Source organism: Xanthobacter autotrophicus (assembly GCF_030015065.1).
In the GTDB taxonomy this organism is placed as follows: Bacteria; Pseudomonadota; Alphaproteobacteria; order Rhizobiales; family Xanthobacteraceae; genus Xanthobacter; species Xanthobacter autotrophicus_D.
In genome coordinates, this window is the sequence record NZ_JAIVFN010000032.1 from 26,353 (window position 1) to 37,230 (window position 10,878).

The following is a 10,878-nucleotide window of genomic DNA, read 5'->3' on the forward strand; positions in this document are numbered from 1 at the left end:
ATGGAGCTTCTCGTCGCCGCCGCCATCGGCATCCTCACCACGGTGGGCATCTACCTGATCCTGCGCGCCCACACCTTCCCGGTGATCCTCGGCCTGACCTTCCTGTCCTATGCGGTGAACGTGTTCCTGTTCGCCATGGGCCGGCTCGCCATCGACCGCCCGCCGGTGATCTCGCCGGACGCTGCGGGCTATACCGATCCCCTGCCCCAGGCGCTCGTGCTCACCGCCATCGTCATTTCCTTCGGCATGACGGCGCTGATCGTGGTGCTGGCGCTGCGCGGCTATCTGGAGACCGGCTCCGACCACAGCACCCTCGACGTCCCGCGCCGGACCGACGCGGGAGGCGGGGCATGACCGCGCCGCTGGACCACATGACGATCCTGCCGGTGATCCTGCCCGCCATGGCGGCGGCCTTCCTGGTCCTGGCCCTGCGCCACCACCTCAAGCGCCAGCGCATCGTCTCCATCGGCGTCACGCTCCTCCTGGTGGGAATCGCCGCCTTTCTCCTCGCCCAGGCATCGGACGGCACGGTCCGCGCCTACCGGCTGGGCGACTGGCCGGCGCCCTACGGCATCACGCTGGTGCTCGACCGGCTGTCGGCCACCCTGCTGCTGCTCACCGCCCTGCTCGCCTTGTGCGTGGTGGTCTATGCCGCCGGGGGCGTGGATGGGCGGGGGCGGCACTTCCATCCCTTGTTCCAGTTCCAGCTGATGGGCATCAACGGCGCCTTCCTCACCGGCGACGTGTTCAACCTGTTCGTATTCTTCGAGGTGATGCTGATCGCCTCCTACGGGCTCATGCTGCATGGCGGCGGCCCGGGCCGGCTGAAAGCGGGCTTCCAGTACGTGGCCATCAACCTGCTCGCCTCGGTCGTCTTCCTTGTCGGCGTGGGGCTGATCTACGCCGTCACCGGCACCCTCAACATGGCCGACCTCGCCGTGAAGGTGCCGCAGGTGGCCGAGGCCGACGCCGGGCTCCTGAAGGCGGGGGCGCTGCTGCTCTTCCTCGTCTTCGCCACCAAGGCGGCGCTGGTGCCCCTGCACTGGTGGCTTCCGGCCACCTATGCCGGGACCTCGGCCCCCGCCGCTGCCTTGGTCATGATCATGACCAAGGTGGGCGCCTACGCCATCATCCGCATCTACGGCCTCGTCTTCGGCGCCGGCGCGGGTCCGCTGGCGCTGGCGGCGGCACCGTTCGTCGTTCCGGCGGCTCTCGTGACGCTGGTGGTCGGCGCCATCGGCCTGGTGGGCAGCCGCACCCTGCGCGATCTTTCCGCCTTCGCGGTCATCGCCTCCATGGGCACGCTGCTCGTCGCCATCGGCCTGTTCGACGCCCCGGGGCTCTCGGCCGGGCTCTATTATCTCGTCCATTCCACGCTCGCCGGCGCGGCCCTTTTCCTCATTGCCGGGCTGGTGCAGGAGCAGCGGGGCGCGGCGAGCGACCGGCTGGTGCCGGCGCCCGCCATGGCCGGCGAGACGCTGCTGGGCGGCCTGTTCTTCCTCGCGGCCGTCGCCCTCGTGGGGCTGCCGCCACTCTCCGGCTTCCTCGGCAAGGTGATGATCCTGGAGGCCACGCAGGCCGCCACCATCTGGCCCTGGATCTGGGGCTCATCCTCGCCGCGAGCCTCATCATGACCTTCGGCTTCGCACGGGCGGGGTCGGTGCTGTTCTGGGCCAGCGGCCCGGCATCCGAAACCAGGCCGCCGCCGCCCTTGCCCCTGGCCGCGGTGGTGCTGCTCCTCGGGCTCATGGTCGCCTGGACGCTGGCGGCCGGCCCCATGACAGAGTCGCTCCAGCTCACCGCTCGGCAGGCCCTCGACCGCTCCGCTTATATCGGCGCGGTGCTGGGGCCGGACGTGCGCCTTGCGGGGGGAGACTGACATGCGCGCGCACCTCCTCCCCCATCCCTTGCTCACGGTGCTCGTCACCCTCGTCTTCGTCTTCCTCATGAACGAGGTGACCCCGGGCGTGGTGGTGCTGGGGCTGATCCTCGGCCTCGCCATCCCCCTGCTCACCGCGCCCTTCTGGCCGGGCCGCCCGAGGCTGAAGGCGCCCCTCACCATCGTGGAATACGCGCTCGTGGTGCTATGGGACATCGTGGTTTCCAACATCGAGGTGGCGAAGCTGATCCTGTTCCGGCGCGGTGAGAGCCTGCGCACGCGGTATGTGAGCGTGCCCCTCGACCTTGAGACCCCCGAGGCCATCGCCATGCTCGCCGGCACCATCACCATGACGCCGGGCACGGTGAGCGCGGACCTTTCCGCCGACGGCAAGGCACTTCTGGTGCATTGCCTCGATACCGGCGACCCGAAGGCGACGGTCGCCGCCATCAAGGCCCGCTACGAACGCCGGCTGAAGAGGATCTTCGAATGATCGCCTCCGCCATCGCCATCGCGGGGGGCGCCATCTGCCTCGCGATTGCGCTCACGCTCTATCGCATCGCAGTCGGCCCGGACGCCACCGACCGCGTGCTGGCGCTCGACACGCTGGTGATCGAGGCCATCGCCCTCATCGTGCTCGGCGGCATCGCCTACGGCACGGCCATGTATTTCGAGGCGGCGCTGCTGTTCGCCATGGTGGGGTTCGTGACCACCGTGGCCTTCTGCAAGTTCCTGCTGCGCGGCAACGTCATCGAATAGGAGACGCCTATGCATCCCCTCGTCGAGGCGCTGGTCGCGGCGCTGATCCTCATCGGCGCATTCTTCCTGCTCGTGGGAGCCCTGGGCCTTGCCCGGCTGCCCGACATGATGCGCCGCCTGCACGGCCCGACCAAGGCGACGACGCTCGGCATCGGCGCGCTGCTGATCGCCTCCATGGTCTATTTTGCGGCGGTGCGCGGCGGCTTCTCCGTCCATGAGCTGCTCATCACGCTGTTCCTCTTCCTCACCGCGCCGGTGAGCGCCCAGATGCTGGCGAAGGCACACATCCTGCGCTCGGGCGCGGGGCGCGACCTGCCACCGACAGGTAGGCGCGCGGAATGGGCAACGCTGGACGACAGCAAGCCAGATGGGACATGATCTTTCGCGGGCACGACGGGCCGCGGCTCTTAGAGCCGATCCGGGAAGTTTTGATTCCTGATCATTGGCTTAAGGCCAGGCGCCTGAGCATGAGGCGGATCATGGCGAGGCGGATGAAGGCTGCGGCTTTCCGGGTGTGGCGTTCATAGTCCCTGGCGAGGCGGCGGCAGCGGCTGATCCAGGCCAGCGTTCGCTCGACGATCCAGCGCTTGGGAAGGACGACGAAGCGGTGGCGTGACGCGATCCTCAACCACATGTTTCCGCACGCACCACAGCCAGCGGAGCTTTTTCACTACACCCGCCGATTCGCTGAAGGGTATTGCCAAGACGGGGCACCTGCGCCTCCATTGGGTCCGCAAGCGCATTGATCAGGGTGAGCTCGAACCCTTCGCCATCAAGCATCGGCTGAAAGGTTACCTCGATTCAGCGGATAGTGAGCCGTACTTCAAGACCTTGTCCAAGGACCTCTTCTACATTTCGCTGACATGTCCGGGTGGCGGTGACGAATTCGAACTATGGCGCGCCTTTGCGCTGGGCGGCACCGGAGTGCGATTGAAGCTCTCGGTGAACCCCTCGCGCGCCGAGCTGCGGAAGATTCAGTATGAACCACCCGCAGGCACGCTCCTGACGGAACGGAACAGCACGCTTGCAGCCGAGGGTGAGCCACCCTTTGTGCCGTGGACGGTGTCGAAGATCGGCGCCTTCTATCTGCCGGCCACGCTTCATCGGGAAAATGAGGTGCGGCTGCTCATAATGAGATACCCAGGAGGCCGAGGCGAGACCGAATTTGACGGCCAGAATCGATACTGGCCGCTGCCAATTGGCCAACACAACGATTTCTGCGACATCCAGCTTCTCGAGATCCAGTGCGGTCCCGCTGCGCAGAGGAGCGACGTGCTGTCCGCCATTGCGGGCACGCCGTTCGAGACTACTGTGCCGGTCACCTGCGCGCCTCAGCCGTAACCCTAGCCAGGCGGGAGCGAGGACAGCCGCCCTGCTGCAGGCGCCGAAGAAAGGTCCGCCCGGTCACCAGCACGACGTGGAGGCGGAACGTGCAGTGATCCTCGTCGGACAGGCCGGGGTGCGATCCATCGGTGTGGAGCATCTTGAAGAGGCCTTCGATGGAGGTGTCCGCCAGCATCTGCCGCATGTTGGCGCCCTCCTGCAGCCGGGCCGCTCTGGACGGGTTGATAGAGCGGGCGATGTCGTTGAACAGCCCCTCGAGGAACGTCCGCAACTGCGCGTTCGCGGCCTCCCAGTCGCCGCGCGTGTGCGCCTCGATGGCCTGATCCAGATGTCGGAGCGTCACCGTGAAACCGAACTGCTTCAGCAATCCCCGGACCTCGTCATCAGCCGCCGGCAGATCCACCTCTTCGGGCAAGGCGGCCCGCAGATTGGGCGCCTCGCGCCATCCGCCCCAGACCACGACATAGCCGTCGCGTGCCAGCCCGCGCAACAGATTCCTCTGGCGGGCGCTCGAGGATGATTGCTCGGCCAAGCTTACCGCCTCGCGGACAAAGGCCTCGGCCAGCGAGAACCTCCCATCGAGGGTTTCCACCGGCACGGACACGCGATCGAGTATGGTCCGACCGAGCCGATCACACTTCTTTTCGATTCCAAGCGAGGTGTCGTCCGGGATCTCCGTCTCCAGGCCCAGGCGGAGCACGATCTTGTTGATCTGTGTGTGCGTCCGGATGGACTCGGCGAGGAACTCGTTGGCCGCGACAATCGTCGGCCTGGTGAATGGCTGCGTTCTCATGGCGCCTTCAATCTCCCTCCTCGTCTTCCCCATTCTCGGGCCCGAGATCGTCCTCATCGTCGCCCGGCAGGGGGAACCCGCCGGCGCGCAGTTGCACCGTGTCGAGCAGCCCGGCGTCCTCGAGCGCCTCGATGTCGGGCAGGTCGCGCAGGGTGTCGAGCCCGAAGTGGGACAGGAAACCCGCCGTCGTCACGTAGGTGTAAGGCGCGCCCGGCTGCGGGCTGCGGGGCCCGGGACCGATGAAATCCCCCGCCCGCAGCGCGGCGATAACATCGCGGCTCACCGCCTTGCCGATCATCTCGCCGAGAGCGCCGCGGGTCACCGGCTGGTGGTAGGCGATTGAGGCCAGCACCAGCATCTCGGTCTCGGACAGCTGAACGGGTGCGGGTTCTGAGCCGAATGCGGCGTGGATGGCCTCGGCATGGCGCGGCCGGGTACGCAGCTGCCAGCCGCCGGCGACCGCCACCAGCTCGTAGGGGCGCTCGCGCAAGGCCTCGCGGATGTCCTCGATGACGAGCTCGATGCTGCAGGTCCGACCGACCACGCGCGCCAGCAGCTCCCGGTCGACGGGCCCGGGCGCGGCGAACAGCACCGCCTCGACCCGGGCCATCCATTCGCGCCAGCGTAGCTCCGCTGGCAGCTCGGCGAGCTCGGTGTCGAGACCCGTGGTGGCGCGGCGCCGGCGGGCCATGGTCAGAGCCCGTAAAGCCGGAAGGTAGGCCGGCCCGAAAGCTCGCGCACCGCATCGAGCGTCGCGAGCCGCTCGAACAGCCGGCGCGATGCCCAGCGCGACAGCGAGGGTGTCGTCAGGGAGCCCGACACCGCATCGTCGTCGAGCAGCAGCCGGACCGCCTCCCCCGCCCCCTTGGCGCGCAGCTTCGGCGCCACCACAGCGAGGCGATCGGCGCGGCGGCCGATCTCGGCGGCAAGGCGGCAGGCCTCCGCCGCGCCGGCGGCCGCGGCGAGGCACAGGGCCAGCTCGCCCCCCTCCCCTCCCGGCCGATGCCGGCGACCGCCCGGACCGCCGCGCAGCACTGGCGCGTGGACCTGGGTGGCAAGCACCGGCACCGGGATCGGCCAGTGCAGGCGCGCAGCCAAAACGAGGTCCGCGAGCCACCAGGCGAGCGCCTCGGCCGCGGGTCCAAGGGCGGGAACCGCGCCGGCGACCGCAGCGGCGGCGAGCGGCGCCGGCCGGCCGGAAGCCGCGGCCGCCCCAATCGCTTCCGGCAGGCGCTCGAACGCCGGCGCCCAGGCGAGGCCCAGCAGATTGGCGAGGGAGCGCACGCCGTCGACGTCAATGATCGGGGAGCGGGAGGCCAGGCGCCGCCAGGCGGCCAGCAGGTTCCCGGCGGGGCCCGGATCGGCGCCGGGCGGGCGCAGGTGCCAGGCATCGCGCAGCGCCGCCGCATCCTCGTGGTGGCCGAGCAGGCGGGCGACGCTCGCGGCCGCGCTGAGGGCCACCCGCTGGCGCCAGGCGCCGGCCCAGGGCGGCTCTGCTCGCACCAGATTGTCGAGGGAATTCAACGCTGCGCCAGCCAGGAAGGCGGCCTCGACCGGGTCGGCGACCGGCGCGCGCGGCACGGCCCAGCCGGGTACGGCCGGCGGCATGACGGTGGGAGCGGGCGTCGAATCGGGCCTTCTCATGGGCGGCAGGGTACAGCGAACGTGCGGTTATTGCCACGATTTTCACATTTAACCGCACGCCCTGTCGTCGAATAAAAACATCCGATAATCTTGCATTATCGGTCGTTATTCACCTTTATATAGAAATGGCCATTGTCGCTCGGCCGAGACGGCTGGAACGGCCCGGAAACCCGTCGTTTTTTGCCCCCGCTCGCCTTGGATGAACGGATTCCTCATTCTCATTGAGCGGACCGGGCGGCCGGGATCGATGGATTGCCAGTGCCGCCGCAGGCCTCCCGACGCCCCTCAGACCGGAAAATCAGCCCCTTCCGGCCCGGCCGACACCCACGCGGGTCTCCAAACACCCTGAAATCGCCTATTTCCCGCACAGAAGGCCGTAGGCGGCCGTTCTGGGCTCCGGATGACCCTCGGCCCATCTCGAGTGGCTGACCGGTCTTCACGGCCATCTCACGCAGTCGATAAAACACGCCTGCAAAGGACCGTTTCCTCCAATCTGTCTTGATTGTACAAAGGGGGTGGAATCGCCCTCCGGAGCCGCCATGGCCAGCCCCTATCTCTCCCCTTCCCGGCCGACGCGGCGGCTGATCGGCTATGCCCGGGTCTCCACCGAGGAGCAGGCAACCGACGCCCAGGTCGACGAGCTGCGCGCCGCCGGCTGCCAGATCATCCATCAGGAGCACGGCTCCGGCGCCTCGCGCGCCCGGCCAGTGCTGGCCAAGCTGATGCGCGACATCGGCGCCGGCGACGTCCTGGTCGTGGTGCGGCTCGATCGCCTCGCCCGCTCGGTCAGCCACCTGCTGGCGGTGATCGAGGACCTGGAGACGCGCCAGGCGCATTTCCGCTCGCTGCGCGACCCGATCGACACCTCGACGCCGCAGGGCATGTTCTCGCTGCAGGTGCTCGGCGCGGTCGCCCAGCTCGAGCGCGCCCTGATCGCCGAGCGCACCAAGGCTGGCATGAAGGCCGCCAAGGCGCGCGGCAATCTGGCCGGCAATCCCGGCCTGCGCGCGCGGCGGCCGGAGGCGATCCGCGCCGCCTCAGAAGCGCGCCAGCAGGTCTATGTCGGCGACCTGATCGCCTCGGCGTCGGCGTGGCTGCCGATCGTGCGCCGCATGCGGCCGCAGCATAGCTGGGACGACGTGGTGCGGGTGCTGAACCATCGTGGCCAAAACTGGACCATCGAGAAGCTGCGGCGCGCCGTCCACCGTCTGGTGCAGGAACGGCTGGCGGAGGCGGAGCTGCTCCGGCGCGCGCCGCGGCGGCCGCCGGAGGATCGGCTGATGACCCTGGTCGCCGGCATCGCCATCGCCGACCCGGATCTCAGCTTGCGCGACATCGCCGCCCAGCTCGAGCGGATGCGCGAGCGCACGCCGCGCGGCGGGCGGCAGTGGGCTGCTTCTTCCGTGAGATCGCTGCTGGACCAGGCGCGCCGGCTGGGACTCGTCGTGCCTCAGCCACAGAACGATGTCTGAGATTGTAGCGGCTCGAGCACAATGAGCGCGCAAACGAGCAACCCCGAAACGGTCAGGCCGCGGCATTTACGGCGACGCGGCCAGTGTCCATGTCGATGGCGATAGGGCCTGACCTGATGAACCGCCCACAGAACTTGGTGACATTCGTCGGGATACCGAGCCGGTTGCGGAGCGAATGCAGGCGGCGGCCCGGGTGCTGGAGTTCCTAAAACTCCACGGATGCCTAGAGCATCTGCACGATGTCAGGCCGCGCGGCTATCGGGCATCATCTCGGCGCACACCCTCTGGAAAGACGACCCAAATGGCCTTCGACGCCGACGATCTGCACCCGATGCGCTTCCTGCGCCAATTGCCCGCAGCGCGTGCGATCATCCGGCGGGAGGTCCACCACTGCCGCAACGGGTTGCTGAGTTCCGACGCCTTCCAGCGCATCGCCGACGCCGGCATGACCGCCTACAATCAAGCGCTGGGCAAACTCCCCTTTGAGAAGCGACCGGAGAGCACGGACGCGGCCGTCGATACGGTGAGCACCCTCGCCCATCTCGTGTCCTTCGCCGCCGGGGGACGCAATTCCTTCTGGCTCCCGCCTCAGTTGGTAGCACTGCTCGGGCAAACCGATCTGGGCGATATCCGGCTCGCCGAAGGTGTCGATGACGTCCGCAAGGACGGATTTCCAATCAGCAGCCCGCACCTCTCCGGTTACGAGCGCGCGGCCTTGTTCAATCAGGCCGCACTCCCCACCGCCAGCAACGTACTCGCCTTGCTTTGTAACGCTCTCTGCCTGCTATCGACGGAACCTGCGCTCGGCGCGCCCGAATGGCCGAAGCAAGCCCCCTCCACTCTTGTCGACGCGATTGCCAACGCCACCACGCCCAAGCGCCTTAGAACCGCGGTTGGCCGTCTCGCGGACGACGGCTATTTCTCGGTCCGCAGGCTCAATTTTCACACCGGTGCGGTCGAAATCCCTGCCGATGGCGCGCCGGACTCCAGCTTGCCGGGGCGCGAGGTCGCAGCGCATTGGCGGCGCAGCCATTGGCGGCGCCAGCCGCACGGTCCCGGCCTCAGCGAGCGTCGCCTTATCTGGATCCGTTCCGCACTGGTGCGCCAGGATCGCGGCGAGCCGGCCGTTGGCCACCTCTACGCGATGACGGAGTAAGGTTGAGGGACGAAGAGGACCCGCTTCCGAATTCGGCGGTGATGAACAATCCAGTCCCTACGGAGCCTCTCCCCTCCTCCGCCGATGCATCTCGAACGACTTGCGAACCGCGCTCGCGACTACATCGTGGCCTCGAGCTCGGCGAACACGCGGCGGACTTACGCATCACACTGGAGACACTTCTCCGGCCGGTGCTGGCCGGAAAAGCCTCGACCTGCAGACGCTCCTGCGGGAGCATGGCTCACCCCTTGGCGCGATCTCGATCTGAACCTGTTTGCAAACACCTCCATTTTAGAAGGTAATAGCAATCGCAGGCCATGTGGAGGATCTCAACCGCAGGGAATAGCTCCCCCTTCTTACGACCCGAACAAACGTCGGTCCCAAAAGACCGGTTGATGCAGGCTCGCCTCGATCATTTTGAACTCGGAGTGCGCCGGATTAATGAGAATGTTGCTGTCAAGCTGCGCAACAACACTCGGCACCAGCAGGATCGCGCTGCGCTTCTCCAGGCACCAGCGTTCCCCGAACACTTTGCTGACCGTCGCGGGCATGCTGTCCCAGCCCGGAAGCGCCGGCAGCGAGAAAACTTCGTAGGACAGGCCTCTTGGCAAGGTGATTTCGACATAGTGTTGGTTCGGTGGCAACCGCCCGCTGCCATGCGCCAGCTTCTCCAGCAAGGCTGTCGAATAGTGCTGGCTGGTATAGATCAACGGACTGCTGGGTGTGTTCCACCGCCCCGGCGCAATGGTCGAGCCGGTCGCGTCGAAGATTGAATAGGAACCGTTCGGATCACCGATCCTGAAGCTCGACAACGTTCGGTCGAGGATCTGCACCGTCACGCAGCGCTGCCATACTTCAGGCGGCCGAGGGTATCGAGGACCAGTTCGGCCCCGATCTCGCTTTGGATGACGACATCGATCGGGCGCTTGTCCTCGAGCATTGGATGCGGCCTGAAGAGGAAAGCGCGCGCTTCCGCCTCGCTTTGCCAGACCTCCAAGGCGAGGCTCCACACTCGTGCCAGACGCGCGAGACGCGTGCCTTCATCCGAAGATAGGCGATGCGATGCCTTGCGCCGCTCATAGGTCGCCTTGGGGACGAGCCTGTACTTGAAGTGGGCATCGCCTGGCGCCAGAAGCTGAGACACACGTTCGAGCGCTCCGAGCGGCAAGCCATCTTCGATGCGCGCGATCAGTCCGAACGGCGAACGAGCCGCCGCTTCCTTCGCGGGAAGCCCTAGCACGTCGGCGACATCCGTGAACGCAAGCATCATGGCCTCCATTTCAAGTGAGACCATACATAGCCTCACATGAGGTTGAGCGCAAGCATTTGCTCCATCTATGTCGCGCTCGCCTCTCGCTCCCAACCGATCGGTTATCCGTATCCTAGGCAATTGGAAATCCACCAATCGACAGCCTCTCAGGCACTCCACTGGCCGGCGACCGGAAAATCGAGCTTCTCGACGGGCCTCTCGGCCGGCTAATTGGTTATGTGCGTGTTTCCGCGGACGAACGGGCCGCGGAAGCGCAGGAAGTCGAACTTCCCTCGGCCGGCTGCGACCTCAGCATCTAAGAGCACAGTTCCGGCGCGGCCTGAGCCCACCCCGCCCTTGCGCAACTGCTGCAAGAGATCGCAGCCGCCGACGACACTGCGGCTCGACGGCCTAGCGCACTCCGTCAGCCATCCGCTCGAGGTGATCGAGAACACGCATTATCGGTCGTTATTCACCTTTATATAGAAATGGCCATTTTCACGGCCTTGACGCCCGCGAATGGCCAACGGCCGGGTCCAGGATCGCGAGATTCCGCGTCTGCAGGTGTCGTGCATTTCATCA

The 10,878-nt window shown here is 67.0% G+C and carries 14 protein-coding genes and 1 pseudogene; 9 read left to right on the forward strand and 6 right to left on the reverse strand.

The window, feature by feature from the left end; translation table 11 throughout:
- From K9U40_RS08825 to K9U40_RS08845, 6 genes are read left to right on the forward strand one after another with little or no spacing between them, the layout of a single operon-like run.
- On the forward strand, window positions 1-354 hold the full coding sequence (locus K9U40_RS08825) for a Na+/H+ antiporter subunit C (RefSeq protein WP_282889830.1): 354 nt from the start codon (window positions 1-3) through the stop codon (window positions 352-354).
- Complete coding sequence (locus K9U40_RS08830) at window positions 351-1,634, forward strand: monovalent cation/H+ antiporter subunit D (protein WP_349239422.1); 1,284 nt, start codon at window positions 351-353, stop codon at window positions 1,632-1,634. The genes K9U40_RS08825 and K9U40_RS08830 overlap by 4 nt, the downstream gene beginning before the upstream one ends.
- Entirely contained in the window at window positions 1,631-1,879 is a 249-nt protein-coding gene (locus K9U40_RS24705; RefSeq protein ID WP_349239423.1) for a hypothetical protein, read from the forward strand. Before K9U40_RS08830 ends, K9U40_RS24705 begins: the two co-directional genes overlap by 4 nt.
- Before the next feature lies 1 nt (window position 1,880).
- The gene (locus K9U40_RS08835) at window positions 1,881-2,372 is read left to right on the forward strand and encodes a Na+/H+ antiporter subunit E (protein WP_282889831.1); all 492 of its coding nucleotides are present in this window, start codon (window positions 1,881-1,883) and stop codon (window positions 2,370-2,372) included.
- Window positions 2,369-2,638, forward strand: coding sequence for a K+/H+ antiporter subunit F (locus K9U40_RS08840; protein ID WP_282889832.1), 270 nt, complete (start codon window positions 2,369-2,371; stop codon window positions 2,636-2,638). The genes K9U40_RS08835 and K9U40_RS08840 overlap by 4 nt, the downstream gene beginning before the upstream one ends.
- 9 nt (window positions 2,639-2,647) lie before the next feature.
- Window positions 2,648-3,016: a Na+/H+ antiporter subunit G gene (locus K9U40_RS08845; RefSeq protein WP_282889833.1), complete on the forward strand. Its 369-nt coding sequence runs from the start codon at window positions 2,648-2,650 to the stop codon at window positions 3,014-3,016.
- 61 nt (window positions 3,017-3,077) lie between these two features.
- Here K9U40_RS08845 and K9U40_RS08850 read toward each other — a convergent pair.
- Window positions 3,078-3,242: pseudogene (locus tag K9U40_RS08850) on the reverse strand (transposase); the annotation flags it as partial.
- A gap of 8 nt (window positions 3,243-3,250) precedes the next feature.
- Between K9U40_RS08850 and K9U40_RS08855 the strand changes: the two are divergent.
- Window positions 3,251-3,979 carry a hypothetical protein gene (locus K9U40_RS08855; protein WP_282889834.1) on the forward strand — a complete coding sequence of 243 codons (729 nt, stop codon included), beginning with the start codon at window positions 3,251-3,253 and terminating at the stop codon, window positions 3,977-3,979.
- On the opposite strand, the gene K9U40_RS08860 is transcribed toward K9U40_RS08855, so the two are convergent.
- From K9U40_RS08860 to K9U40_RS08870, 3 genes are read right to left on the reverse strand one after another with little or no spacing between them, the layout of a single operon-like run.
- Window positions 3,957-4,775, reverse strand: a complete 819-nt coding sequence (locus K9U40_RS08860) for a hypothetical protein (protein WP_282889835.1) — start codon at window positions 4,773-4,775, stop codon at window positions 3,957-3,959. The two genes, K9U40_RS08855 and K9U40_RS08860, sit on opposite strands and share 23 nt — an antisense overlap.
- A gap of 7 nt (window positions 4,776-4,782) precedes the next feature.
- Window positions 4,783-5,466 carry an SMC-Scp complex subunit ScpB gene (gene scpB, locus K9U40_RS08865; protein WP_282889836.1) on the reverse strand — a complete coding sequence of 228 codons (684 nt, stop codon included), beginning with the start codon at window positions 5,464-5,466 and terminating at the stop codon, window positions 4,783-4,785.
- Window positions 5,467-5,468: 2 nt separating this feature from the next.
- Window positions 5,469-6,383, reverse strand: a complete 915-nt coding sequence (locus K9U40_RS08870; RefSeq protein WP_282889837.1) for a DUF1403 family protein — start codon at window positions 6,381-6,383, stop codon at window positions 5,469-5,471.
- Window positions 6,384-6,958: 575 nt separating this feature from the next.
- Here K9U40_RS08870 and K9U40_RS08875 point away from each other — a divergent pair.
- Together K9U40_RS08875 and K9U40_RS08880 are read left to right on the forward strand one after the other, a co-directional pair.
- A complete protein-coding gene (locus tag K9U40_RS08875) occupies window positions 6,959-7,891 on the forward strand; it encodes a recombinase family protein (protein ID WP_282889838.1) in 933 nt (310 codons plus the stop codon).
- A gap of 301 nt (window positions 7,892-8,192) precedes the next feature.
- Complete coding sequence (locus K9U40_RS08880; RefSeq protein WP_282889839.1) at window positions 8,193-9,047, forward strand: hypothetical protein; 855 nt, start codon at window positions 8,193-8,195, stop codon at window positions 9,045-9,047.
- A gap of 356 nt (window positions 9,048-9,403) precedes the next feature.
- On the opposite strand, the gene K9U40_RS08890 is transcribed toward K9U40_RS08880, so the two are convergent.
- On the reverse strand, window positions 9,404-9,886 hold the full coding sequence (locus tag K9U40_RS08890; RefSeq protein ID WP_282889840.1) for an RES family NAD+ phosphorylase: 483 nt from the start codon (window positions 9,884-9,886) through the stop codon (window positions 9,404-9,406).
- Window positions 9,883-10,314: a DUF2384 domain-containing protein gene (locus K9U40_RS08895; RefSeq protein ID WP_282889843.1), complete on the reverse strand. Its 432-nt coding sequence runs from the start codon at window positions 10,312-10,314 to the stop codon at window positions 9,883-9,885. Before K9U40_RS08895 ends, K9U40_RS08890 begins: the two co-directional genes overlap by 4 nt.
- Between the last annotated feature and the right edge of the window lie 564 nt (window positions 10,315-10,878).

Bases quoted from the DNA above. Each gene is read 5' to 3' on its own strand.
- K9U40_RS08825 (WP_282889830.1), top strand. From the start codon at position 1: ATGGAGCTTCTCGTCGCCGCCGCCATCGGCATCCTCACCACGGTGGGC.
- K9U40_RS08830 (WP_349239422.1), top strand. From the start codon at position 351: ATGACCGCGCCGCTGGACCACATGACGATCCTGCCGGTGATCCTGCCC.
- K9U40_RS24705 (WP_349239423.1), top strand. From the start codon at position 1,631: ATGACCTTCGGCTTCGCACGGGCGGGGTCGGTGCTGTTCTGGGCCAGC.
- K9U40_RS08835 (WP_282889831.1), top strand. From the start codon at position 1,881: ATGCGCGCGCACCTCCTCCCCCATCCCTTGCTCACGGTGCTCGTCACC.
- K9U40_RS08840 (WP_282889832.1), top strand. From the start codon at position 2,369: ATGATCGCCTCCGCCATCGCCATCGCGGGGGGCGCCATCTGCCTCGCG.
- K9U40_RS08845 (WP_282889833.1), top strand. From the start codon at position 2,648: ATGCATCCCCTCGTCGAGGCGCTGGTCGCGGCGCTGATCCTCATCGGC.
- K9U40_RS08860 (WP_282889835.1), bottom strand. From the start codon at position 4,775: ATGAGAACGCAGCCATTCACCAGGCCGACGATTGTCGCGGCCAACGAG.
- scpB (WP_282889836.1), bottom strand. From the start codon at position 5,466: ATGGCCCGCCGGCGCCGCGCCACCACGGGTCTCGACACCGAGCTCGCC.
- K9U40_RS08870 (WP_282889837.1), bottom strand. From the start codon at position 6,383: ATGCCGCCGGCCGTACCCGGCTGGGCCGTGCCGCGCGCGCCGGTCGCC.
- K9U40_RS08875 (WP_282889838.1), top strand. From the start codon at position 6,959: ATGGCCAGCCCCTATCTCTCCCCTTCCCGGCCGACGCGGCGGCTGATC.
- K9U40_RS08880 (WP_282889839.1), top strand. From the start codon at position 8,193: ATGGCCTTCGACGCCGACGATCTGCACCCGATGCGCTTCCTGCGCCAA.
- K9U40_RS08895 (WP_282889843.1), bottom strand. From the start codon at position 10,314: ATGCTTGCGTTCACGGATGTCGCCGACGTGCTAGGGCTTCCCGCGAAG.